The sequence below is a fragment of the Leclercia sp. UBA7405 genome (assembly GCF_037152215.1).
GTDB lineage: Bacteria > Pseudomonadota > Gammaproteobacteria > Enterobacterales > Enterobacteriaceae > Enterobacter > Enterobacter pneumoniae.
Genome location: NZ_JBBCMR010000001.1, coordinates 70285 through 93005, shown reverse-complemented (window position 1 = coordinate 93005; position 22721 = coordinate 70285). Strand labels below are relative to the sequence as shown.

Annotated in this window: 24 protein-coding genes; 6 read left to right on the top strand and 18 right to left on the bottom strand. The window is 53.9% G+C overall.

Annotation, left to right across the window (positions count from 1 at the left end):
• Positions 1 to 5: 5 nt before the first annotated feature.
• Complete coding sequence (gene mak, locus WFN75_RS00465) at positions 6 to 911, bottom strand: fructokinase (RefSeq protein ID WP_040076958.1); 906 nt, start codon at positions 909 to 911, stop codon at positions 6 to 8.
• Between the two features lie 124 nt (positions 912 to 1035).
• On the opposite strand from mak, the gene rdgC reads away from it, so the two are divergent.
• Positions 1036 to 1947, top strand: a complete 912-nt coding sequence (gene rdgC, locus WFN75_RS00460; RefSeq protein WP_040078583.1) for a recombination-associated protein RdgC — start codon at positions 1036 to 1038, stop codon at positions 1945 to 1947.
• A gap of 47 nt (positions 1948 to 1994) precedes the next feature.
• Here rdgC and ppnP read toward each other — a convergent pair whose 3' ends face one another.
• From ppnP to WFN75_RS00435, 5 genes are all read right to left on the bottom strand, one after another.
• Positions 1995 to 2279 (bottom strand): pyrimidine/purine nucleoside phosphorylase, encoded by a 285-nt coding sequence (gene ppnP, locus WFN75_RS00455; RefSeq protein WP_040076960.1) that lies wholly within the window; start codon positions 2277 to 2279, stop codon positions 1995 to 1997.
• Positions 2280 to 2351: 72 nt separating this feature from the next.
• Positions 2352 to 3029, bottom strand: coding sequence for an AroM family protein (locus WFN75_RS00450; RefSeq protein WP_046884481.1), 678 nt, complete (start codon positions 3027 to 3029; stop codon positions 2352 to 2354).
• 238 nt (positions 3030 to 3267) lie between these two features.
• A complete protein-coding gene (yaiA, locus tag WFN75_RS00445; RefSeq protein ID WP_040076963.1) occupies positions 3268 to 3459 on the bottom strand; it encodes a protein YaiA in 192 nt (63 codons plus the stop codon).
• 51 nt (positions 3460 to 3510) lie between these two features.
• Complete coding sequence (gene aroL, locus WFN75_RS00440) at positions 3511 to 4035, bottom strand: shikimate kinase AroL (RefSeq protein WP_207293087.1); 525 nt, start codon at positions 4033 to 4035, stop codon at positions 3511 to 3513.
• A 250-nt stretch (positions 4036 to 4285) separates the two neighbouring features.
• A complete protein-coding gene (locus tag WFN75_RS00435) occupies positions 4286 to 4744 on the bottom strand; it encodes a YaiI/YqxD family protein (RefSeq protein WP_040076966.1) in 459 nt (152 codons plus the stop codon).
• 147 nt (positions 4745 to 4891) lie between these two features.
• Between WFN75_RS00435 and proC the strand changes: the two genes are divergently transcribed.
• Positions 4892 to 5701, top strand: coding sequence for a pyrroline-5-carboxylate reductase (gene proC / locus WFN75_RS00430; RefSeq protein ID WP_046884483.1), 810 nt, complete (start codon positions 4892 to 4894; stop codon positions 5699 to 5701).
• 14 nt (positions 5702 to 5715) lie between these two features.
• On the opposite strand, the gene adrA is transcribed toward proC, so the two are convergent.
• The 6 genes from adrA to WFN75_RS00400 all read right to left on the bottom strand — a co-directional run bounded on the left by adrA (position 5716) and on the right by WFN75_RS00400 (position 11429).
• Entirely contained in the window at positions 5716 to 6816 is a 1101-nt protein-coding gene (gene adrA / locus WFN75_RS00425) for a diguanylate cyclase AdrA (RefSeq protein WP_212477060.1), read from the bottom strand.
• Positions 6817 to 6922: 106 nt separating this feature from the next.
• Positions 6923 to 7243: a phosphate starvation-inducible protein PsiF gene (psiF, locus tag WFN75_RS00420; protein ID WP_336995425.1), complete on the bottom strand. Its 321-nt coding sequence runs from the start codon at positions 7241 to 7243 to the stop codon at positions 6923 to 6925.
• 91 nt (positions 7244 to 7334) lie between these two features.
• Positions 7335 to 8753: an alkaline phosphatase gene (gene phoA / locus WFN75_RS00415; protein ID WP_336995424.1), complete on the bottom strand. Its 1419-nt coding sequence runs from the start codon at positions 8751 to 8753 to the stop codon at positions 7335 to 7337.
• A gap of 98 nt (positions 8754 to 8851) precedes the next feature.
• The gene (gene iraP, locus WFN75_RS00410) at positions 8852 to 9112 is read right to left on the bottom strand and encodes an anti-adapter protein IraP (protein WP_040076973.1); all 261 of its coding nucleotides are present in this window, start codon (positions 9110 to 9112) and stop codon (positions 8852 to 8854) included.
• Positions 9113 to 9352: 240 nt separating this feature from the next.
• Positions 9353 to 10576: a multidrug efflux MFS transporter gene (locus tag WFN75_RS00405; RefSeq protein WP_207293085.1), complete on the bottom strand. Its 1224-nt coding sequence runs from the start codon at positions 10574 to 10576 to the stop codon at positions 9353 to 9355.
• Positions 10577 to 10745: 169 nt separating this feature from the next.
• Positions 10746 to 11429 carry an extensin-like domain-containing protein gene (locus WFN75_RS00400; protein ID WP_336995423.1) on the bottom strand — a complete coding sequence of 228 codons (684 nt, stop codon included), beginning with the start codon at positions 11427 to 11429 and terminating at the stop codon, positions 10746 to 10748.
• A 105-nt stretch (positions 11430 to 11534) separates the two neighbouring features.
• Here WFN75_RS00400 and ddlA point away from each other — a divergent pair, with 105 nt between their 5' ends.
• Positions 11535 to 12635 (top strand): D-alanine--D-alanine ligase, encoded by a 1101-nt coding sequence (ddlA, locus tag WFN75_RS00395; RefSeq protein ID WP_336995422.1) that lies wholly within the window; start codon positions 11535 to 11537, stop codon positions 12633 to 12635.
• On the opposite strand, the gene WFN75_RS00390 is transcribed toward ddlA, so the two are convergent.
• On the bottom strand, positions 12632 to 12850 hold the full coding sequence (locus WFN75_RS00390) for a DUF2754 domain-containing protein (RefSeq protein WP_040076978.1): 219 nt from the start codon (positions 12848 to 12850) through the stop codon (positions 12632 to 12634). The two genes, ddlA and WFN75_RS00390, sit on opposite strands and share 4 nt — an antisense overlap.
• A 248-nt stretch (positions 12851 to 13098) precedes the next feature.
• Between WFN75_RS00390 and WFN75_RS00385 the strand changes: the two genes are divergently transcribed.
• On the top strand, positions 13099 to 13401 hold the full coding sequence (locus WFN75_RS00385; RefSeq protein WP_040076979.1) for a YaiY family protein: 303 nt from the start codon (positions 13099 to 13101) through the stop codon (positions 13399 to 13401).
• Here the strand turns inward: WFN75_RS00385 and WFN75_RS00380 are convergent.
• The 3 genes from WFN75_RS00380 to WFN75_RS00370 form a co-directional block, all read right to left on the bottom strand.
• A complete protein-coding gene (locus WFN75_RS00380; protein WP_207293083.1) occupies positions 13398 to 14498 on the bottom strand; it encodes a DUF1615 domain-containing protein in 1101 nt (366 codons plus the stop codon). The two genes, WFN75_RS00385 and WFN75_RS00380, sit on opposite strands and share 4 nt — an antisense overlap.
• A gap of 14 nt (positions 14499 to 14512) precedes the next feature.
• Complete coding sequence (gene sbmA, locus WFN75_RS00375) at positions 14513 to 15733, bottom strand: peptide antibiotic transporter SbmA (RefSeq protein WP_040076981.1); 1221 nt, start codon at positions 15731 to 15733, stop codon at positions 14513 to 14515.
• 112 nt (positions 15734 to 15845) lie between these two features.
• Positions 15846 to 16382 (bottom strand): isochorismatase family protein, encoded by a 537-nt coding sequence (locus WFN75_RS00370; protein ID WP_336995421.1) that lies wholly within the window; start codon positions 16380 to 16382, stop codon positions 15846 to 15848.
• Positions 16383 to 16586: 204 nt separating this feature from the next.
• Between WFN75_RS00370 and ampH the strand changes: the two genes are divergently transcribed.
• A complete protein-coding gene (gene ampH / locus WFN75_RS00365) occupies positions 16587 to 17744 on the top strand; it encodes a D-alanyl-D-alanine-carboxypeptidase/endopeptidase AmpH (protein ID WP_040076983.1) in 1158 nt (385 codons plus the stop codon).
• A gap of 5 nt (positions 17745 to 17749) precedes the next feature.
• Here ampH and WFN75_RS00360 read toward each other — a convergent pair whose 3' ends face one another.
• Positions 17750 to 18376: a helix-turn-helix domain-containing protein gene (locus tag WFN75_RS00360; RefSeq protein WP_040076984.1), complete on the bottom strand. Its 627-nt coding sequence runs from the start codon at positions 18374 to 18376 to the stop codon at positions 17750 to 17752.
• 62 nt (positions 18377 to 18438) lie between these two features.
• Positions 18439 to 21213, bottom strand: coding sequence for an autotransporter outer membrane beta-barrel domain-containing protein (locus WFN75_RS00355; protein ID WP_336995420.1), 2775 nt, complete (start codon positions 21211 to 21213; stop codon positions 18439 to 18441).
• A 524-nt stretch (positions 21214 to 21737) separates the two neighbouring features.
• Here WFN75_RS00355 and hemB point away from each other — a divergent pair.
• Complete coding sequence (hemB, locus tag WFN75_RS00350) at positions 21738 to 22712, top strand: porphobilinogen synthase (RefSeq protein WP_336995419.1); 975 nt, start codon at positions 21738 to 21740, stop codon at positions 22710 to 22712.
• Positions 22713 to 22721 lie beyond the last annotated feature (9 nt).

The window sequence follows — 22721 nt, the reverse complement described above, 5'->3', positions numbered from 1 at the left end:
CATCGTCACTGCGGCCAGAGCCAGGCGGCGCCGCGCACCCCGCTGGAGTCCCCGTGCACCGCTTTGCGAATCGGGGTCTCGCACTCGCCGCCGAACACCCACTGCTTCACCAGCTGAGGCACGGTGGCATAAAGACGATCCACATTGCTCATGCCGCCCCCCAGCACGATCACATCCGGATCCAGAATATTGATCACGTGCGCCAGAGATTTCGCCAGCCGCGTTTCGTAGCGGCTGAGGGCCAGTTCAGCGAGGGGATCTTGCGCATCAACCAGACGGATGATCTCATTCCCCTTCAGCGGCTTGCCGCTCAGTCGGTGGTAATCGGTGGCAAAGCCCGTGCCGGAGATAAAGGTTTCAATACACCCCTGCTTGCCGCAATAGCAGGGCACTTCCGCGCGGTATTTCAGCTCGTCTTCGTCCATCCACGGCAAAGGGTTGTGCCCCCACTCGCCCGCCGTGCCGTTGCCGCCGATATGAGAGCGACCGCCAAAGGCCACGCCCGCGCCGCAACCGGTGCCGATTATGACCGCAAAAACGGTCTGTGCCCCCGCTGCCGCCCCATCGATAGCCTCGGATACCGCCAGGCAGTTGGCATCGTTTGCCAGCCGCACTTCACGATTCAGGCGCTGGCTCAGATCTTTGTCAAACGGCTGGCCATTGAGCCAGGTTGAGTTAGCGTTTTTCACCACGCCGGTATAGGGCGAAATCGAACCCGGGATCCCCATACCCACGCTACCACTCTGGCCTGTGGCCTGCTCCGCCATCTCCACCAGCGTGGCAATGGTTTCTATGGTTTGCTGATAATCATCACGAGGGGTGGGCAGACGGTGGCGAAACAGCTGCTCCCCCTGCTCACTCAGCGCAATCACTTCGGTTTTCGTGCCGCCTAAATCGATACCAATTCGCACAGGACGTTCCTCATTTTTTTGATTATCAACAGAGTAGAAGTCGGCATCCCGATTAGCAATGCAAGCGATGCGACAATTCGTTATCATGCCCGCTGCATTTAACGACAAGGCCGTGGAAATTATCATGCTGTGGTTCAAAAATTTGATGGTTTACCGTCTCAGCCGCGATGTCCCGCTGCGCGCTGACGAGATGGAAAAACAGTTAGCCCTTTATACGTTTAGCCCTTGCGGCAGCCAGGATATGGCCAAAACCGGTTGGGTTCCACCGATGGGCTCTCAGAGCGATGCGCTGACCCACACCACCAATGGTCAAATCATCATTTGCGCCCGCAAAGAAGAGAAAATTCTGCCCGCGCCGGTCGTGAAACAGGCGCTGGAAGCGAAGATCTTTAAGCTGGAGGCAGAACAGGGCCGCAAGCTGAAAAAAACCGAGAAAGACTCGCTGAAAGATGAAGTGCTGCACTCGCTACTGCCGCGTGCCTTTAGTCGCTTCAGCCAGACGATGATGTGGATCGACACCGTTAACGGCCTGATTATTGTCGACTGTGCCAGCGCTAAAAAAGCGGAAGATACCCTGGCGCTGCTGCGTAAGAGCCTGGGCTCCCTTCCGGTCGTGCCGCTGACCATGGAAAACCCCATTGAGCTGACGCTCACCGAATGGGTTCGCGGCGGTACCGTACCGCAGGGCTTCCAGCTGCTGGATGAAGCAGAACTGAAGGCGATCCTGGAAGATGGCGGTGTGATCCGCGCGAAAAAACAGGATCTGGTGAGCGATGAAATTGCCGTGCACATTGAAGCGGGCAAACTGGTGACCAAGCTGGCGCTCGACTGGCAGCAACGGATCCAGTTCATGATCTGCGACGATGGCTCCGTAAAACGGCTGAAGTTCTCTGACGAACTGCGCGATCAGAACGACGACATCGACCGTGACGATCCGGCGCAGCGTTTTGATGCCGACTTTATTCTGATGACGGGCGAGTTAGCCGCACTGATACAAAGCCTGGTAGAGGGTCTCGGCGGAGAAGCACAGCGCTAATCGGCCATGCTGTTTACCCTCTCCCGACCGGGAGAGGGTAAAAAAAATTACAGATAACGGCAGAGATAAGAGGCCGGCTCAGCCACCTGCAGGTGGAACTCGCTATGGCCCGGAACGTTAAAGATCTGACCCGCAGTAAACAATTTCCACTCCGTCTCACCCGGTAACAATACCTTCAGAGAGCCACTGACGACGGTCATCTCTTCAGGCTGAGCGGTACCAAAAGTATATTCCCCTTCAGCCATCACGCCGACACTGGCATTGCCAGTGATGCTGCTGGTAAAACCGATGGACTTCACTTTACCGGAAAAGTACTCATTACTTTGAAGCATGAACTGGCCCTTTTTGTTGTTGGATGTCAATCCAATATAGGGGGCACACTCCCTGCCTGTCACGCAAAATCATTACCCCAGCAGCTCCGAGGCAAGCCGCGCCACCAGTACGTTTGATAACAAAACGGGCACATCGAGCGCTTTTTGTAACAGATCGCGATGACGCTGATGAAAACCGAGGCAATCCAGCATCAATACATCAGCTCCCTGCGCCAGCAGATCGCGCCCGGCCTCGATCAATTTGGCCTCGCTATCCCAGATAGGGTTCGCCAGCGAGTAGAGCGGCGGACGTTCTAACGCCTGCCATTTTCGGGACTGATTTTGCATCAATTCGGGGATCGGCACGATCACCCCCACCTGATGACCATCCACAATCGAGGCCACCAGCGGCGGGATAATCCGCATCGGCTCAAGCAGGATCGCATTACGGGCCACCAGCCCGGATACCGGGGCGGTACTCATCAGCAGGATGACGTCATACCCCTGATTATCAAGCACTTCAATAACGGCCTGCAGATCGCGTTCGATCTTTTGCCGGGATACCGTCGCCATTTTACCGTCGCTTAACAGTGTCGGCAGGGAATCATCTCCCGGCGCAACGCCGTAGGTCTCCATGACCGCCTCACGGCTTAGACTACCCAGCAAGCTATGATGGGTGATCTGTTGTTCCGAAATATGCTCGGTCAAGAGCGGTAACACTTCGCTTACTGGGACTACCCCAATCGTGAGGATCGCCAAGGTGGCCTTCATCTTTCTCGCCTTTCTCCACTACCACTAGGTAAAACAGGCACAGGCTCACAACGCTGCGCGGCTCGCTGTTCTGGTATGAACAGCACAATAGCGTAGCAGCGTATGTGCCTGCCGGAATGTAAAGATCCGGACGCCTGGCAGAAGGTATCTGTAATAACTAGATATTAACCTCTGCTTAACTTATTCAATGAGTGATAAATGTGATTTAGGCGTGGTATTTCCCGCTTTCAGATTTTTTTTAAGTCTTATCGGGATCTTCGTAGCGGACCTTGGCGTCGAGCGCTTCCTGCTCCGTTTCATGCTCGCTAATGAGCGAATCGGGTTTTGGATGGTCGGCACGCAGCTGATACCAGGTGACGGTCTGGCCCGTAGCGCCTTTCTCAACGGCAACGACACGGGCTTCACGCGGATAGGGAGGTCTTGTTGGCATAGTTCATCCTTTTTATCTTTATCTGGGGTGAACTATCAGTATAGACATCAGTTAGCTAACACAAGCCAGACGCAGCGCAGTAGCAATATTTTGTACCACTTCTGACGGGGAGAGCGAGGCATCAACCACATGGTGAGCCGCTTCGCGATAGAGGGCGTCGCGTTCTGCCAGTACTTCGCTCACCTCTTCGCTGATCGGTTTGCCGGTAAGCGTAGGGCGTTGCCCCTCTTCTGGAAATGCCACAAGGCGCTCAACCAGCACCGGCACGGGCGCAGAGAGATAAATAACAGTGCCTTTCTCGCGCATAAACTGCCGGTTATAAGGTGCCAGAATAATGCCGCCGCCGGTGGCAATGACGCCTGAGACCGCCGTCACCGCTTCCAGAGCTGCGGTCTCGCGAGCGCGAAAGCTTTCCCACCCTTCCTGCTCAACAATTTCAGCAATACTTTTTTGCGCGTGGGTTTGCAGCCAGCGATCGGTATCGATGCACTCACAGCCGCACAGACGCGCCAGCTCATGCCCCACCGTCGTTTTGCCGCAGCCGCGGGGGCCGATCAAGAATATAGGCTGGGTCATAACCTGGTGTTCCCCTTAAGGTCGCAAAGATGCGGAGCGTAACGTCGAAAAGTGGCCAATGATACCATTTAACTAGTACAGAAGTCAGTGTAAATTTATTTTTACAAATGTAGATTTATCCCCTGATAATTAGGGATAGCGACTGTAAAGAAATGATTGCATACCTGATGCCGCACACCATACCTGATTGCGGCAGGGGCTGACAACCCCAGTGGCATAACGGGAGCACAATCCGACGACAATGCTGGGCTCATCCCTGACGACGTTTCACCTCGAGAAGCCATTTATCCAGCTCAGCAGCAAAGAGCTGTCGGTCGCGCTGAGATAAACTATCCGGCCCCCCGGTTTGTACGCCGCTGGCGCGCAGGGTGTCCATAAAATCACGCATCGTCAGTTTTTCACGAATGGTGGCCGGAGAGTAACGCTCACCTCTTGGATTTAGCGCGGCGGCGCCCTTTTCCAGCACCTCAGCCGCCAGCGGAATATCGGCGGTGATAACCAGATCCTCCGCGCTGCACAGACGCACTATTTCGTTATCCGCTACGTCAAAGCCGGCCGGTACGCGCATGGCGCGAATAAACCGTGACGGTGGGACTCGCAGGTTCTGGTTAGCCACCAGCGTCAGGGGCATTTGCACGCGCTCGGCGGCGCGAAACAGAATCTCTTTAATCACATTTGGACACGCATCGGCATCCACCCAAATCGCCATGTTCTCTCCTTTCGATAACTGCCCCATTGTCGCTTGCTTTTCTTCTCAGGCAAAGCAGCGGATGAGGCAGAAGCTTTAGCGCTGCGTAACAATCCGCGCTAAGCTAGCCTTCCATACACATAACAAGGCATAAAAGAGGGAGACGTGATGGAGAAGAAAATCGGTTTTATCGGCTGCGGTAACATGGGTAAAGCCATCCTGGGTGGCCTGATTGCCAGCGGCCAGGTGCAGCCTGGCCAGATTTGGGTCTATACCCCGTCGCCAGATAAAGTCGCTGCCCTGCACGATCAGTATGGTATCAATGCGGCGCAGAGCGCCCAGGAAGTGGCCCAGGTAGCGGATATCCTCTTCGGTGCCGTAAAGCCTAATATCATGGTCAAAGTGCTGAGCGACGTCACCTCAAGCCTGAACAAGGATACCGTTGTCGTATCGATTGCTGCCGGCGTCACTCTGGATCAGCTGGCTCGTGCCATGGGCCACGATCGCAAAATCGTGCGCGCGATGCCAAACACCCCTTCGCTGGTCAACGCAGGCATGACCTCCATCACCCCTAATGCGCTGGTCACCACGGAAGATGTGGCCGACGTGGTGAATATCTTCCGCTGCTTCGGCGAAGCGGAAGTGATTGCGGAAGCGATGATCCATCCGGTAGTGGGCGTGAGCGGCTCGGCGCCTGCGTATGTCTTTATGTTCATCGAAGCGATGGCGGATGCCGCCGTGCTGGGTGGAATGCCAAGGGCGCAGGCATATAAATTTGCAGCTCAGGCGGTGATGGGCTCGGCCAAAATGGTGCTGGAAACCGGTAAGCATCCGGGTGAACTGAAAGATATGGTCTGCTCGCCAGGCGGGACGACCATTGAAGCTGTACGGGTGCTGGAAGAGCGAGGGTTCCGCTCGGCGGTTATTGAAGCCATGAATAAGTGTATGGAAAAATCAGAACAGCTGAGTAAGTCCTGATCGCATGCCGGGCGTCAGGCCGCCACTTCGGTGCGGTTTCGTCCGGCGTTCTTCGCTTTGTACAGGGCAACATCTGCCGCCTTTAGCCACTCACGATAGTGCCCCATCGGCGGCGTGAGCGGTGCCACCCCTACGCTAATACAGAGCTTCACCAGCGGTGCGCCCGGCAGGCTTAGCTGCGCCAGCCGCTCATGGACTCGCGACATCGCGGCGATAGCGCTTTCCGCCGCGGTGTTACTCATGATCACCGCAAATTCGTCCCCGCCAAACCGGCCTATGATATCGCTTCCGCGCAGCGTGAGTTGTAGCTGGTGCGTAATGGCGATAATGGCTTCATCGCCAATATCATGCCCCCAGGTGTCGTTGATGGTTTTGAAATGGTCAATATCGATAAGGAGCATGGTGGCGTCACGGTGATGACGGCGGCAGCTATCAAACTCATTGCGCAGCAGGTCTTCCCAGTGCCGCCGGTTAAAGACGCCCGTCATGCCGTCGCGGGTACTCATTAATTCCAGCCGTCGCTTGTGTTCCGCCAGCCGGATTGCGGTCTGGTAACTGACCCACGCAAAGAGCACCGGATAGAAAATTAACACCGGTAGCGTGAGCCACCCCTGCAGCGCTGAGCTCACAAAGAGGGGGGGAATGCTGGCCATCTGCAGTGTCGCCAGGGCGGCAAGGGTCGTCAGCAGCGTGCCAGCAGTAAACAGCCGTAGCCCGCCAGCCCCCATCATGTTCATGCTGGTCATCATCAATAGCGCAGCGGTAGGAAACGCATTAACGCCCATCAGGCCAATCCAGATCCCGGCAATAATGGCGTCAGCCTTCAGGTTATAGAGTTCATTGCTGTGAGGATCGGCAGAGCGTGACGCCAACTGCCACGCGAGATGTGGCCAGACGAACGCCCAGCCAACCAGCAGCAGCCACCAGCCGCCGGCCACAGGTTGCGTCACCAGAACGCCAGCAATGGGGAAAAACATCGTCGCAAGGCCAGCCATCCGCGGCAGGCGAACCCGCCGGGCGAAGCGTATGCCGGAACGATGATGGTCATCCGAGGGAAAAGGATAATCCCACTCTTCGCGCGTCAGCCCTTTCTGGTAAAAGTTTTCGTCATTCATTATCTTTTGGGAACATTCTGAAACAATTTCCCAAATTATAGAGAGGGGGTCCAACGGGGGAGTATGAGATTTTGGGTGAGCCGGGAAGCCCGCTCACCCGTTAGCACTAGACAGGTTTCTTCAGACAGGCACTCATAAACTTATTACGGTCATCGCCTTTAAGAGACTGCTCTGTCGCCTTAACGTTACATTCACGCATCTTTTGCTGCTGTGGCGTCAGGCTCTTTTCGCCCGGTTTCGAGGCTCCATTTTTGAGGCAGTCGCTCATGTAAGTTTTTCGCGCATCGCCTTTCAACGCATCAGCCGTCGCCTGCTGGTTGCAGGTGGTCATACGTTGCTGTTGCGGCGTGAGGGGCTTCTCTTGCGCACCCACCGTGGCGATGAAAAACAGGCCGAAGATCAAAGTAACAAGTAATGTGATTTTCATAGCACTATCCTTCTGTGAATGATCACATTAAGTCTGGTCGTTTGCGGTAAAAAAACCACCCGGCAGAGAAGATTCCCGCCGGGCGCTCGTTTTACTTCATACCCAGAGCCGCTTTCATGGTGTAGAAGAGATCGGTCTGATCCGTCAGTCCCACCACGTTTGCGGCATGTGGACCATAGGCAGCAATGCGCAGCTGGCTACCGGTATGTTCCATCGACTCCTCTTCGGAGTTGCCATAGCTAATGGCCATCACGGCGCCATCTTTGGTGTTCAGCGCCTGGGTCAGACCCGGAGCTTTGGTATCCGGCGCCACAATCTGGCTGGAGTGAGCGTGGTCAGCCGTCACGATCACCAGCGTATTGCCATCTTTCTTCGCGAAGGCCATCGCTTTCTGCACGGCTTCATCCAGATCGACGGTTTCGCCAATCTGGCCGCAAGGGTTAGCGGCGTGATCCTGCTTGTCGATGGATGCACCTTCAACCTGCAGGAAGAACCCTTTTTCGCTCTTATCCAGCAGCGCGATCGCTTTTTCGGTCATCGCTGCCAGTGTCGGTACGCTTTCATTGCGTTTCTGGTTAGGCGCACAGGTGACGGCAGGCTTATCGAGATTACCGTGATAGCTGGCTTTCGGCCCTTCCCAGCGCACAGGCATATTGCCCTCGGAGAAGAGGCCCAGCAGCGGTTTATCCTGGTTGGCTTCGGTAATGGCCGCCAGTGAGGCCGCATCGTTAACCAGCTGATAGCCGCGCGCCTGGGCCTGTTCGCGCAGAGTTTTGCCCTGCCATTCACCGCTGGTTGCGGTCTCCATAAAGGTTTTGGCGCCACCGCCAAGCGTGACGTCGGCACGGGCGTTTAACAGCTGCTCCGTAATAGAGCCTTTACCGCCTTTTTCCAGCGCATTGGTAGCGCATTTTTCGGTGGTGACGCTCGGGCCGTAGCATTTACGTGACGTCACATGCGCCACCAGAGCCGCCGGGGTCGCGTCCTGCAATTCCGCCGTCGAGACGTTACCCGTCATGAGGCCTGCCGCTTTTGCCATTTCGAGAATGGTTTGGTGATCTTTTTCGTGAATATCCACGCCCAGCGCGCCGTTATAGGTTTTTACGCCGGTTGACCAGGCCGTGGCAGACGCGGCGGAATCCGTGACGTAATCCGGCTTACCGGTTTTTTTATCCAGCGCATAGTGGGTGTACTGGCCGGTAAGCGGCAGCGAATCAATCCCTTTAAAATATCCGCCCGCGCCTTCAGCATAATTTCGTGCAGCAGTAATTTCTGAATCACCCATTCCGTCGCCAATCAGCAGGATAATATTCTTTGCTGGCTTATCATTTAAGGAGGCGCGCAATGCGGCGGTCTGGTCTTCCGACAAGCGACGCGCACCGCCGGGCTGGGTGATATCACCCTGAGCTGCGCGATTTTCAAGAACGGGGAATGATGTTACCGTTTCTGCATAAATTGTAGGAGTGAACATCAGGGGAAGTAATGCAATAGCAAGTGCGCTCTGTTTCACTTATTTTCTCCATGTAAAAATACATAAAAAATAAAACAGAGCGACTATAGGCAACCGACGTGACAGATCGATGACAGCGTTTTAGATACGCAAACCAATCAGCTCCGCGGGTGCCGCAACAGCTTCTTTACGTATTGTTGTAGCATTTCGCTATCCTGCTCCGGCACCAGTGAATCTGGCCGTACCGCATCCAGCGCCCCTTCAACGCTTCGGATCAACGCCTGCTGATCGGACTGAGCCATCTGGCGTAATAACGCGGTGACGACAATTTCCAGCGCTTCAACCTGGGCTACCAGTTCTTTTGACTCTTCTTCCTTTTGGGCGAGCTTCACTAACAACTCAGCAATGAGATTTTTCATCGTGCTATTTCCTTATCAGATTTGCTCTGAACTTAGCACTAAGGATGGGGGTTGCAAAGAGGGAAAAGTATTATCTTTAGACAAATAAAATCCATTATTTTAAATAAATGCGATCCAGGTTCAGCGAAACGTTTTTATATTAGCGCCAAAGCTTGAATTGCTTTGCGTCATTAAAAAAACAGAAAGCCATTTTAGTTATTACCGTCAGGTTTAAGTATAAGAATATATAATACAGCAGCGTTATCTTCTGTTACCGACGCTTCTATTAGCCTCCTGCTGACGGCGCCGGCGTAATACCACCGCCAGATACAGAATATTCAGCAACACCACTACCGCCGTGGCAGCAAAGACCCAACGGAATCCTGCCATAGCCGAAACCGACGCCCCAATCAGCGGCCCGGCAACGTTACCGAGATACATGAAAGACTGGTTATAGCCGAAGATGCGTCCGGTCACCTGGTCGCTGGAGTATTTAACCAGCAGGGTCTGTACGGCTGGCAACATCGCGCCGTCGGCAAAGCCCAGTAAAAAGCGCAACACACCAAGCTGGAATGGGGTGGTGACAAACGACATTGCGAAGAAGAGCACCACGGCCACCACCAGCGTCGCCATTAAAATGCGTGCGGTGCCGATACGGTCGCCCAGCTTGCCCAGTCGCGGTGCAGCGATAAGGGCAGAAACACCCGGTACGGCGGCAATCATGCCGCTCAGAAAAGCGATATTGTTGCTGTCTGGCTCCATCGATTTGATAAACAGCGCCAGAATAGGCCCCACCGAGCCGTTACAGAGCTGGATCACCATCGTGGTGACGAAGAGAGCGATCATCAGCCCCGGATAAGGCAGTGAGGCAAAGACCGCTTTCCCGCTCAGGCGCTGCGCTTTACTAACGGTGGGACGCGCCCCCTCTTTAATAAGAAACAGCGTGACCAGAAAACTGACCATCAGCAGGATAGCGGTAATAATAAAGACCGCCCGCAGCCCTACGTGATCGGCCAGGAAACCGCCCATCAGTGGCCCGCCAATTACGCCGCTAATTTGCGCCGTTGAGAGCGTACTCAACGCCCAGCCGCTGCGTTCGCGTGGTACCTGCGACGCCACCAGCGCCATGGCGTTAGGAATATAACCGGAGGTCAGCCCCATCAGCGCTCGTAGCAGAAAAAGCTGCCAGACGTTGGAGGCGAAGGCCTGCAACAGAATAGCAATGGCCATTCCCAGGGAGGCACGCAGCAGCATAAGCTTCCGCCCTTTGCGATCGGCAAGGCTTCCCCACATAGGCGAGACGATGGCAGAGACCAGAAACGTCACGCTGAAGGTAAGCCCGGACCACATCGAAAGCGCCTCGTGGGAGGAGACCCCCAGCTGAGACACATACAGCGGCAGAAAAGGTAAGATCTGACTGATGGCAAGCCCGGTGAAGAAACAACCGAACCAGACCGATATAAGGTTAACCTTCCAGGATTCCATAGCGCGACACATTCATTATTTTGAGCGAATTCGCTCATAGATTAGCAAGTTACGCCTCATCACAAAGCGCAGCTGATGCTGTCGGGATGAATTTTAGTGTTTTATCTTCCCAGTCATCAAAAATGTGAAACAAATCACACTCTATCCTCTTTTAGCGGTGGGTTTATGCTTACGGGCAGTAACCATATCCCCGCATACCCAGATGAAAATGGTTAGCATGCGCCTTGTTGTACTCTGGCCCAAGCCCATTACCAAAATAGCCGCAGCTGGCGCTAAGCATCGCCTTTAACCAGGGCTGCGTTCGGGCGTTTTTCCAGCCTTGCAGCACCGTAATCTTCTGCCCGTCCGCCAGCTGAAAGCCGCTAATATCGAGCGCCTGGGCGCTGGCATGCTCGCTGCGTCGCGCATCCTGTCGATGATAGATATTTCGGCAAGCAAAGCTGCCAAAATGGTCAACGCGGGTCAGGCGGCTCCCCATCATGCGCTGTGTCAGCGGTTGTGCCTGCTGGTGAATATAGAGGGCAGCACTGAGCGCCAGGGGACAACTGGCCAGGAAACTGCTGCTCAGCCCTACGCGGCCAAAGTCACGCACCCGCACCACATCCACCAGGGGACACTCGCCCCCACTGTCGGCAACCGTCTGGGTACGGATCAGCTTTGAATCGTTCGCCTGGCTGAGCAAGGTTTCGCAGTGCTCGGGCGTGAGTCGCCGCAGCTTAAACTGGGTGATTTTCCCGGGAGGATCGTCAAGCGAGAGAGGCGCAAAAGGGTTGTAATAAGACGGCAACCAGCGATACCCCACCGCTGCCGCGCCGATAATAACAAGACAGATAATTAGACCTTTTCCTCGCACTTTCCCCCTCCGTTGCTTGCTAAAACATTATGGCAGAAGGCGGCGAATCCCGCCGGGCATCGTGGTAAGGTATGGGTTTTGAGTCAGACTGGATGAGTGAGAGTAATGGCAAAGCTGCGTGTGGGTATTGTATTTGGGGGAAAATCAGCAGAACACGAAGTGTCGCTGCAATCGGCCAAAAACATCGTCAATGCGATTGATAAGAGCCGGTTCGACGTTGTGCTGCTGGGTATCGATAAGCAGGGACAGTGGCATGTTAATGACGCCAACAGTTACCTGCTTAATGCTGACGATCCGGCACACATCGCCCTGAATCCTTCTGACATGAGCGTCGCGGTTGTGCCGGGCGTGGCACAGTATCAACTGATTAACGCCAGCAACGCTCAGGCCCTTCTGCAACTCGACGTCATCTTCCCGATCGTGCACGGTACGCTGGGCGAAGATGGGTCGCTGCAGGGCATGCTGCGCATGGCAAACCTGCCGTTTGTCGGCTCCGACGTACTGGGTTCCGCCGCCTGCATGGATAAAGATGTCACCAAACGTCTGTTGCGCGACGCCGGTCTGAACGTAGCGCCTTTCGTTACCCTCACCCGCGCCAATCGCGACAAACACAGCTTTAGCGCTCTACAGGCAGAGCTTGGCCTGCCGCTCTTTGTGAAGCCGGCAAATCAGGGGTCGTCCGTTGGGGTGAGTAAAGTCAGCAGCGAGGCGCAATTCAACGAGGCCGTACGTCTGGCATTTACCTTTGACCATAAAGTGGTGGTTGAACAGGGTATCAAAGGACGTGAAATCGAGTGTGCGGTGCTGGGCAATGACTTCCCCCAGGCCAGTACCTGTGGCGAAGTGGTACTGAACAGCGATTTCTATTCGTATGACACCAAATACATTGATGACAAAGGCGCACAGGTCGTCGTGCCGGCAGCCCTGGACTCGGCGGTAAACGACCGCATCCGGGCCATCGCGATTGAGGCTTATCAGGCGCTGGGCTGTCGTGGAATGGCCAGGGTCGATGTCTTTTTAACCGCTAAAAATGACGTCATCATCAATGAAATTAACACTTTGCCTGGCTTTACCAATATCAGCATGTACCCGAAATTGTGGCAGGCGAGCGGCATCAGCTATCCAGAGCTGATTACCCGCCTGATTGAGCTGGCGCTGGAGCAGCATGCCGCCGATAGCGCGCTAAATATTACGGTAAACGGTTAATCGACATTATTCGCCGTCGGCTCTTCCGGGCGACGGCGAATAATCAATCCTGCCAGCCAGAAGCTAATGACCCATGTCACCAGACCTACCGCATAGGTTTGCCAACCCTTCGCTTCAAATCCCAGTAACCCCACAACCCCATTAAGAATAAAGATCAGCCCAATGGCAAAGGCGTAGTAATGCCAGTCACGGCGAATTTTGGCAGGCAGTTTCATGGTCGCTCCTGAATAAAAAAAACATCCTCGCATAGTTTCCGCGTCAGGTCTGTGTCCAATACGGAAATTCTTAAATGTTAATGAATTTAACTTAAGGTTACGAAATTGTGAGTTGGTGCAGAAATCGGCGATCCAGGAGAAATCCATGCTGCAAATTACCACGATTCCGATATTGACAAATGCGATGACCTGTCAAACTTCGCTTATATCACTGGTGTATGGCCAGAACGAACTATACGGAGGTCTTTATGGCAGACTTTACTATGTCGAAGCCGATCTTTAATGGTAAACACCCGAAAACCTCCACGTCAGGTAATATCGCCTATGCCCTGTTTGTACTGTTCTGCTTCTGGGCGGGTTCGCAGTTTTTGAACATGTTGGTGCATGCACCTGGCGTCTATGAACATTTGATGCAGGTAGAGGACAGCGGCCGCCCGCGCGTTGAAATCGGACTGGGCGTGGGAACCATCTTTGGACTGATTCCCTTCCTGGTGGGCTGCGTCATCCTGGGTGTTGTCGCGCTAGTTAACCGCTGGCGTCGCTACCACTAATTCATTGCCATACAGCGAGCCCGACGATCGTCGACACGCTTCGCAAACCAGGCTGTGGTCAGGTTGCGCGTGATCTTCGGGCTCTCAAGCTGAATGCCTGGCAACATCTCTCGCGGCAACGTCTTTCCACTCTTCTGCTCCGCTAACGCATAAACTTGCTGATAAAGTTTCGTTTTCTCGAAGCTCTGGCTATCACTCTTCTCCAGCTGGTGTCGAATCTCGCTCTCGCTCATATCCAGCTTCCCGGCCAGCTTGCGAACCGCCATCTCGGTTTTGCCCGCCGTGCGGCTACCATAAGCAATTAAATCGCCATCCAGCGCCAGCTTCACACCGCTGGCGCGGCTGACGGCATTCTGAAATGCCGCGTTACGGCTCGCGTACCAGCCTGCATTGAAGTCGGCAAAGCGGTACAGCGGCGCACTGTAGCTGGCAGGGTAATTGAGCAGATGATAAGTCCCAAACCACAAACCTCCGCGCAGGGAAAAGACCTCCTGACGCACGGTACCGTCATACTTCCACGGGTAACCGTCGGTGTGTTTCTCGGCAAAGGCGATACTGACCTGCATCGGCCCGCCGGTATGTACCGGGTTAAGCGAGCCGAAGAGCTTTTGCCCCATCGGCACCATGCTGATCATATCGTCGAAGATTTCACTCAACTGCTTCTCGGTTTTCACCGTGTCCAGCCGCTCGCTATAACTCTTGCCATCAGGAGAGGTGATTTTGAGGGCGGTATGGACCAGAAACGCCGGTATATGCATCGATTCTGCCCGTCGGTCGATCTCCTTCCAGGCGATCTTGTTCAGCCCGGGCACCTTAGGGTCGGATTGATACATTGACTCCTGCTGCGCTACCGCCAGTACCGAACAGATATTCTCTTCGGTCGGGGCTATCTTCTGGCTATCGAAGGTCTTTGCCAGCGCGCTGGCCCACTGGTCGCGATCTTTCACGCTGGCGGGCATTTTCTGCCGCACCACGCTCGCGACATCGACGGGTTTCTCGCCCTTTTTAAGCGGGGCTGCACCTTGCTCAGCACAGCCTGCCAGCACCAGGGCGGCAAGGAGCGATAACGGTAAGGCGCGTGATACGGCAAAAGGCATAACGACTCCCTGTATTAGCTTAACGTGTTGGTCACTTCCTGCAGTGGCTGGTTATCCAGCTCGCGTTCAAAGCTGCGTAAACGTTTATAGATAGACATCAACTCTACCAGCGTAGTCCAGGAGCTGATGAGATACTGGAACGAGCCCCTAACCTGGCCGAAGACGTTGGTGATCTGAGTCATCAGACCGAGGGTAATGGTACCGGCAACGATCGACGGGAACAGCAGGAATAAGCCGAATACGTTATCGACCTGCAGATAGAGAATGCGCGCAATGTTGAAGTACATGTAGTGGAAATAGAGGCGGAAATAGTTTTGACGTACCGCGCTAAACAGCTGACGCACAGTAGGCGGCGAGGCCCGGTTAGCGTCATCTTCACCGTAAACCAGCTCTTTACGGTAGGCGGCTTCAACGCGCTGGTTTTTGAACTCCAGCCCCGGCAGTTTGATCCCCACCACCGCCAGTAAACCGGTGCCCATCAGCGACCAGATAATCGCGGCGATCACCAGACCGTACGGGACATGGCCGATAATGGGCAGATCCGGCACGTGAGCCGACAGGGTAACCAGCACCGGCAGGAAAGCGATCAGGGTCATGATGGCGTTGAGAAAGCTCACCCCCATATCCTCCAGCGTAGAGGCGAAACGCATCGTGTCTTCTTGCACACGCTGGGCGGCACCTTCGATATGACGTAACTGCTGCCAGTGGGCCATATAGTGCTCGTTCATGGCGGTACGCCAGCGGAACACATAGTGGCTAACAAAGAAGTTATTCATCACGCCAATGATCACGGCGATCAGCGCGATGCCGAGGAAGACCCCTACTTCATGATAAAACTGGTCGATAGAGACCTTGTGCGGGGAACTGAGAGCCTTCTGGATCAGATCATAGAAGGGAGCATACCAGGCGTTGACCGCGACCCCGACTTCCACCAAAAACCAGGTGACAAAAATAATTAATGCCGTTCCCAGCACGGACCAGTACTGCCAGCGATGGGGTGAAAAGGTAAACCAAAAAAGGGCAAACAGCCCAACGCAGAGGGCGTAATAGGCGTAGAACAACAGATAGCTACGCGCCCAGAAACGTGCGGCACTAAGGGGTACGTCGCCGGAGGCACCAATAAGGCGCTCAAGCCAGGCGCCGCCCCCGGCCTGCCAGAAAATAACGGCGATAAGGCCCCATATAAATGCCGAGAGGAAAAAGGGCCCCGGCTTTGGGAAAAATGACTTAAACATAAAACTTCCTTCTTGTAATTATGGCTGTTGCTGTGTTCAACACATCACCACACGACATTGCATCCACCAGCCGGTCTCCGGCCGGTGCAAAAAAATCAGACCTGACGGGTAATTATTGGTTCGCTTTCCAGTGGGCGAGAATTGTTTCGGTGAGTTTCACACCCGGCGGATTGCCGGGAGCAATCAGATCGCGCCAGACATCGTTATAGTGGTTTATCAGCGTTTCTGCCCGGGCGGCAGGACGGTGGGCGGTGGTGTGCGCATCACCGGCGACGGTGATATGGTATCCCCGGCTAACGCCATTTTTAAGGGTAGTATCCACGCAGTAGTCGGTAGCACAGCCGCAAAGCACAAAATGATGAATATCCAGTTCGCTTAATAACGCGGCGAGCGAGGTGCGGTAAAACGCATCGCACGCCGTTTTGGTCACGTAGTGCGCCCCTTCCGGCTGGTGCAGTTCAGGTAACAACGCAAACCCCTCGCTCCCCTCTTCCAGCCCACCGGCTTCGGTATGCTGGATAAAAATGACCGTATCGGCGGCCTGGGTTAACTGATTGATACGTGAAACGCATTGTTCGCGCTGAATACGAGGGGTCGCAAAAACACCTTGCTGCATATCGACAACCATCACCACACGCTTTTCTGACATCACCTTCTCCGGGTCGCTGAGCTACGTAGGGGTCTATCATAAGCCCGATGTCACAAAATGGGAGATGGCACGTAATGAAATTGTTTTTATTTACTCGCGGTTACGTTTTTCCCGCTATCGTTAGGCTATTCAGCCCATTGCACCGGGCACGTTAGTAGTATAAATACGCTTAATTATCTTCATTTCTCTTATGGATGCTTTTCGTTGAAATCTTGTCTGCTATCTATTGCCGCGCTGTGTGCGGTGAGCCTTTCGACGGTTCAGGCTGCCCAACCGCTGACCACCCCGGCACTTGCCTCTGATATTGCCGACCGTTACGCAAACCTGATCTATTACGGCAGCGGCGCAACCGGTATGGCACTGGTTGTTATTGATGGTAATCAGCGCGTGTTTCGGAGCTTTGGCGAAACGCGTCCAGGCAATAATATTCATCCGCAGCTGGACTCCGTGGTTCGTATTGCGTCCTTAACCAAATTAATGACCAGCGAGATGCTGGTGAAATTACTCGATCAGGGGGTCGTGAAGCTTAACGACCCGCTGAGCAAATATGCGCCACCGGGTGCACGGGTGCCAACCTATCAGGGCACCCCTATCACCCTGGTTAATCTGGCGACGCACACCAGCGCCCTGCCGCGTGAACAACCGGGCGGTGCGGCGCATCGGCCGGTCTTCGTCTGGCCAACCCGCGAACAGCGCTGGAACTATCTGAGCACCGCGAACCTGAAAACCACGCCGGGCTCCCAGGCAGCCTACTCAAACCTGGCATTCGATTTACTGGCTGATGCCCTGGCTACCGCCTCGGGTAAACCTTATACCCAGCTGTTTGAAGAGCAGATTACGCGCCCGTTGGGCATGAAAGACACCACCTTTACCCCCTCACCGGATCAGTGCAAACGCCTGATGGTGGCAGAGAAAGGGGCCAGCCCATGTAACAACACGCTGGCAGCCATTGGCAGCGGCGGTGTCTATTCCACACCCGGCGATATGATGCGCTGGATGCAGCAGTTCCTCTCTTCCGATTTCTATTCACGCAGCACTCAGGCTGACCGGATGCAGACGCTGATATATCAGCGCAGCCAGTTCCAGCGCGTCATTGGCATGGATGTACCGGGCAAAGCGGACGCGCTGGGTCTGGGCTGGGTGTATATGGCGCCAAAGAACGGACATCCGGGAATTATTCAGAAAACAGGCGGCGGCGGTGGCTTTATTACCTATATGGCGATGATCCCACAATCGAACGTTGGCGCCTTTGTGGTTGTTACTCGCTCCCCCAATACCCGTTTCGTCAACATGAGCGATGGTATTAATAAACTGGTCACGGAACTCAGTGACAACAAAGCTCAGGTTGTTCCTGCTTCCTGATCGCGTTAATACTCTGCGGGTAAACGGTTGATACTGACCAGTTTACCCCGAACCATATTGATGTAATTCCCCTGACGCAACGCGGCCAGCACCTCGGCTACCACAGAGCGCGAAATCCGCGTGCGTCGCTGGATGTAATTCATTACCCCCACGCGCATACGCAGCGTCTCATCCCACTGGGCCATATCCAGCAGTGTCGAGCGGATCTGGCTATAGGAGTTGTTTCCTACTAGCTGTTTATCGCGTATTTCCATGACCCGATGATGCCAGGAGAGCCAGCAAAAGGCCTCCCGCCACAGGCCGGCTTGTTGTATGAGGGTGCGGGCCGTGGCCGCTGGAAGGTAAAAACCCGTGCAGGGTGAATGGGTGATAAGTTTGTATTCGGTACTACAGCCCATCATTCCGGCATTAATGCCAAAGATATAGGGTGCGGTCACTATTTCCATCAACAAGTCATCTTGCTGCCGATGAATTGCCAGCGTGCCGGTTTGCAGCAATAACGCAAACTGCTCCTCTTCGAAGACTTCCCCAAATACAGAGTGTTGTCCTGCCAGTTTGAACGTTTTGCTATGGTCAAAAAGGCACTTTTCAAGCCGGGAGAATTCAGGAACCGGCTTTGCGTAACGGTTCATGCAGACCTCAAATCATCCTTGAAAATACAATGGGGAGGCAAAGCCTCCCCATTTTACAACGACTACCAGGTGTATCTCACACCCAGGTTAGCACCCCAGTTCTGCTCAACGTCGCCGCCGCCCAGGTAGGTGGCGTCAGTATAAGCGCTGAAGTTTTTGGTGAAGCTGAACTGCGTTCCCAGACCTGCACGTACCGCAGAGCCTTTCACGCCGTTATCAATGCTATCGCCGTTAACATCAGCATTCTCGCTGGCATCGTCATAGACATAAGCCAGTTTGAAGTATGGCGTTAACGCCTGATCGTCACCGTAACCGAAGGTGTAACCCGCATCTAAACCGAGTTCATAACGCATGCTGTTATAAGACTGCGAACCCACCTGCAGGTCATTGCTTAGACGATAGTCATCACCCGACTGGAACAGGCCAGAAACCGCGGCATATGGCGTTAAGTAGCCTGCGTCGTTCGGCATCCAGTCGTAACCAAGCTTCAGGCCAAAGCCCCAGGCATCGGTATTCGTGCTGCCGTCAACGTACTCGCCGTTGCTCATGGTCGCGCTCAGATCATTGTTGAAGCGGGTATAGCTCATGCTGCCATCGAGGAACATATCGTTGGCAAATTTAGCAGCGGAGTAGATCATCGCCGTCTGGCTATCCTGATCCACCTGACCTGAACGGTCATTCATGTCGCCTTTAGCGAAGGCTGCAGCTGCACCGACGGTCCATTTCGCGCTATTGCCATCAATCTGGGTATCTACACCCACCATGATACCGCTCACGTCCTGATCGTACTTGATGACATCGTTGTCGCCATCGACGTTACCGCCAAAGAAGCTAACCCAGGCGCCGCCCTGATCCGTCAGGCCATGACGCCCATTGGTCAGGCGGGTGCCTACGGTATCCTGCTGCAGATTCCAGATATTGGTATTCGCAGAAGGAATGCTCAGCGCTATATTGGCGTAATCCGTTAAGCGTTCCTGATTCAGAACAACAGTATCGCCCTTCTGCTGTGCCTGGTAGGTATATGCACCCAGATCGGCGCGGTTAGCCGCCGTGAAGGAAACGCGGGTATCAGCGTTGTTATCATAAACACGGATAAGTTCTTTGTTGCGATAATCTGCAACGCCGCCTTTACCGGTCGCGTTATCAAGACGCACTTTGTAGTTACCTGAGGTTTCACCATTAACGGCCAGATGACCATCTGCGTTGATGGCAATCACACCGTAATCGTACCCACTCTTCGTGCTGTCATTAGTGATGTAACGCGCGTTGTTCAGATCGGAATTGAACACATAATCGCGGCTGGCAACGTTCAGCACGCCGCCGTCGGTCAGCACCAGTTTATGGGTATCAACCTGGCCCAGACCCAGCGCCAGCTCAGAACGGTTATCGACGGTGATGGTGTTCGCATACAGGTCGGCAAGCTCCTGAGTCAGGGTTGCCTGGCTGCTGCTGTCGAGGTTCAAGCTGTTAGTTGCCACACTACCAGCATCACCGATATTCAGGGTAGAGGCGTTAGTCAGCGTAATGCTGTCGGCCAGCAGGCCGGAGTTTTCGACATTAACCTGAGAATGGTTCTTCACGGTCAACGCATCGATGTTCGACTCTTTACGCGTGTCCCACTCTGAACCGTTATCCAGTGTAACGTTGAAAATACCACTCTGATAAACCTGGGTACCCACCAGATGGTTGTTACTGTTGAAGGTTGAATCAGGCCAGATGCTGTTTGGTAACAGGGTAGTCAAATCAACGCTGCTATACCCCAGACCATACATCTGAGACGGGGCGATCATCTCCACGCTGGAGGTCGCCGCACCGACCCACTTGCTGCCATTGGTTAAGGTCAGATCCAGTTTATCGGTACCGTCCCAGCCATTGGTGGTTGGGTTGTAAACACCGTCGGCAGTGGTATCGGTCGCCGGGTCACCATTGACAAAGAAGTTATTATCAAAGGTGCTGGAGAACAACACATCGCCTGTCAGGGTCGAGTGGTCAAAGCTTGCCACCGTCTGCATGGCGTTATCTGCCGCGCCAGCCGCAACGATGAGCGCAGCATCATCCTGTGAGGTGGCACCCGGATTGCCGTAGTCGCTCGGCTTCGCTGACTGACCATAAAAACCGGTGGTTCCCAGGTCGCTGTAGGCACCGGATGTGACAGCAGAATCGGTCACTTTGAGGGTGTTATTGAAGACATGCGCGCTGTTTTCGATGCCAACGGTGTTGTCGTAAGGGGTATTATCCGGGTAGTTATAACCCTGAGTCAGGGTTATACCCGCGATGCGGGAGTTGTTTTCGATAACGATATCAGACTCAACATCCAGACTGATAGCATTGCCGAGCGCGTAGGTATCCCAGTAGTTGGTGGTGGTGGTGCCGCCTGTTACCACGTCGTAGGCGTAATGCTCATAGGTGTCGTTAATGGTGGTATTATTCACCGTCAATGCGAAGCGGTCGTACTGGTAGTGGGTAGAACCGTCGCGATTCACGCCGCCCGCACACTCCGTGGTGATACATTCAGAGGTGACCATACCATTAATGGTACTGTTGCTGATGGAGAGCGAGTTGCTTTTACCGCCGACTGCATCATCAAGGTAGTAACCAGAGATCACCCCGTTTACGACAGATTTGTTGATAACCGGATAGATATCGCCATCAACCGTGGCACTGGCATTGCGCCAGTCAGTGTAACCGTTATACAGCGTAGAGGCGGCGGTACCATCGTAGCCAAAGGTATTATAGGTTGTACCAGAAATATCTTTTGCATTTGCCTGAGAAGCGATAGCCATCGTGCAGGCTAATGCAATTTGAGATACAACAAGTTTCTTTTTCCATTTTTGCATTGGGTCATCCCTCCTCAGGGACGTAAGCAAGTTTGTCCATAAATACACAGCAAATAAATTGCGCAATGAATTATGCCGCCTCAAAACAAAATGGTTCAATGAATCGATGAATTATGTCCGAAAACAGACAGAATTAATAAACACTTTTTAATCGACAAAAATAAATTAAAAAATAATTTAAAAACAATATCTTATATTAAAACAAAAGATACAGCGCAAAAAACGAAAGATCAGAAAAATAAATCAACAAAGCGAAACAAACAATTATCATGAATATTAAAATGAAACATGAAAGATAAATTGCCCGTTAATCACAAGGCGTTAGATAAGAAATAACATCAAGAAAACACTTTTGAGGATGACGATATTATTGCCCTACTTATTTCCTGACATTAATCAGGTTCATAAACCCGCGGGTACCGTACCGATCCGGGGCTTAAGGCTAAACGACAACTTTAGTAAAACAGTCCGGCAGCAGTTCAGGTAAACTGGTGCTCCTTATTTTCGCAAACGTCAGGCATACCATGACCGATTTAATTGCACGTCCCCGTCGCCTGCGCAAGTCACCCGCACTGCGCGCTATGTTTGAAGAGACAACACTGAGCTTAAACGATCTGGTGTTGCCGATTTTTGTTGAAGAAGAGATCGATGACTACAAAGCCATTGATGCTATGCCGGGCGTGATGCGCATTCCGGAAAAGCATCTGGCACGTGAGATCGAGCGTATCGCCAACGCCGGGATCCGCTCGGTGATGACCTTTGGTATCTCCCATCACACCGATGCCACCGGCAGCGATGCGTGGAAAGAGGATGGCCTCGTCGCCCGCATGTCCCGGATCTGCAAAGAGGCCGTGCCGGAGATGATCGTCATGTCCGATACCTGCTTCTGCGAATATACCTCTCACGGCCACTGCGGCGTGCTGTGCGATCACGGCGTAGACAATGACACCACTCTGCTTAATCTCGGCAAACAGGCGGTTGTCGCCGCTGCCGCAGGGGCTGATTTCATCGCGCCATCGGCGGCAATGGATGGCCAGGTGCAGGCGATTCGCCAGGCGCTGGATGCAGCGGGTTTTACCGACACCGCCATCATGTCCTACTCCACTAAATTTGCCTCCTCTTTCTACGGCCCGTTCCGTGAAGCCGCAGGAACTGCGCTGAAAGGCGACCGCAAAACTTATCAGATGAACCCGCTGAACCGCCGCGAAGCGATCCGTGAATCCCTTCTCGACGAAGCTCAGGGTGCCGACTGCCTGATGGTGAAGCCGGCGGGGGCCTATCTGGATATTCTGCGCGACATCCGCGAGCGTACCGAGCTGCCATTAGGTGCTTATCAGGTGAGCGGTGAATACGCGATGATCAAATTCGCCGCACAGGCGGGCGCCATTGACGAAGAGAAAGTGATCCTGGAGAGCCTGGGCGCGATCAAACGCGCGGGCGCGGATCTGATCTTCAGCTACTTCGCGCTGGATCTGGCTGAGAAGAAAATTCTGCGCTAATTCCCCACT

Bases quoted from the DNA above. Each gene is read 5' to 3' on its own strand.
- rdgC (WP_040078583.1), top strand. From the start codon at position 1,036: ATGCTGTGGTTCAAAAATTTGATGGTTTACCGTCTCAGCCGCGATGTC.
- ppnP (WP_040076960.1), bottom strand. From the start codon at position 2,279: ATGCTTCAAAGTAATGAGTACTTTTCCGGTAAAGTGAAGTCCATCGGT.
- WFN75_RS00450 (WP_046884481.1), bottom strand. From the start codon at position 3,029: ATGAAGGCCACCTTGGCGATCCTCACGATTGGGGTAGTCCCAGTAAGC.
- yaiA (WP_040076963.1), bottom strand. From the start codon at position 3,459: ATGCCAACAAGACCTCCCTATCCGCGTGAAGCCCGTGTCGTTGCCGTT.
- aroL (WP_207293087.1), bottom strand. From the start codon at position 4,035: ATGACCCAGCCTATATTCTTGATCGGCCCCCGCGGCTGCGGCAAAACG.
- WFN75_RS00435 (WP_040076966.1), bottom strand. From the start codon at position 4,744: ATGGCGATTTGGGTGGATGCCGATGCGTGTCCAAATGTGATTAAAGAG.
- proC (WP_046884483.1), top strand. From the start codon at position 4,892: ATGGAGAAGAAAATCGGTTTTATCGGCTGCGGTAACATGGGTAAAGCC.
- adrA (WP_212477060.1), bottom strand. From the start codon at position 6,816: ATGAATGACGAAAACTTTTACCAGAAAGGGCTGACGCGCGAAGAGTGG.
- psiF (WP_336995425.1), bottom strand. From the start codon at position 7,243: ATGAAAATCACATTACTTGTTACTTTGATCTTCGGCCTGTTTTTCATC.
- iraP (WP_040076973.1), bottom strand. From the start codon at position 9,112: ATGAAAAATCTCATTGCTGAGTTGTTAGTGAAGCTCGCCCAAAAGGAA.
- WFN75_RS00405 (WP_207293085.1), bottom strand. From the start codon at position 10,576: ATGGAATCCTGGAAGGTTAACCTTATATCGGTCTGGTTCGGTTGTTTC.
- ddlA (WP_336995422.1), top strand. From the start codon at position 11,535: ATGGCAAAGCTGCGTGTGGGTATTGTATTTGGGGGAAAATCAGCAGAA.
- WFN75_RS00390 (WP_040076978.1), bottom strand. From the start codon at position 12,850: ATGAAACTGCCTGCCAAAATTCGCCGTGACTGGCATTACTACGCCTTT.
- WFN75_RS00385 (WP_040076979.1), top strand. From the start codon at position 13,099: ATGGCAGACTTTACTATGTCGAAGCCGATCTTTAATGGTAAACACCCG.
- WFN75_RS00380 (WP_207293083.1), bottom strand. From the start codon at position 14,498: ATGCCTTTTGCCGTATCACGCGCCTTACCGTTATCGCTCCTTGCCGCC.
- sbmA (WP_040076981.1), bottom strand. From the start codon at position 15,733: ATGTTTAAGTCATTTTTCCCAAAGCCGGGGCCCTTTTTCCTCTCGGCA.
- WFN75_RS00370 (WP_336995421.1), bottom strand. From the start codon at position 16,382: ATGTCAGAAAAGCGTGTGGTGATGGTTGTCGATATGCAGCAAGGTGTT.
- WFN75_RS00360 (WP_040076984.1), bottom strand. From the start codon at position 18,376: ATGAACCGTTACGCAAAGCCGGTTCCTGAATTCTCCCGGCTTGAAAAG.
- WFN75_RS00355 (WP_336995420.1), bottom strand. From the start codon at position 21,213: ATGCAAAAATGGAAAAAGAAACTTGTTGTATCTCAAATTGCATTAGCC.
- hemB (WP_336995419.1), top strand. From the start codon at position 21,738: ATGACCGATTTAATTGCACGTCCCCGTCGCCTGCGCAAGTCACCCGCA.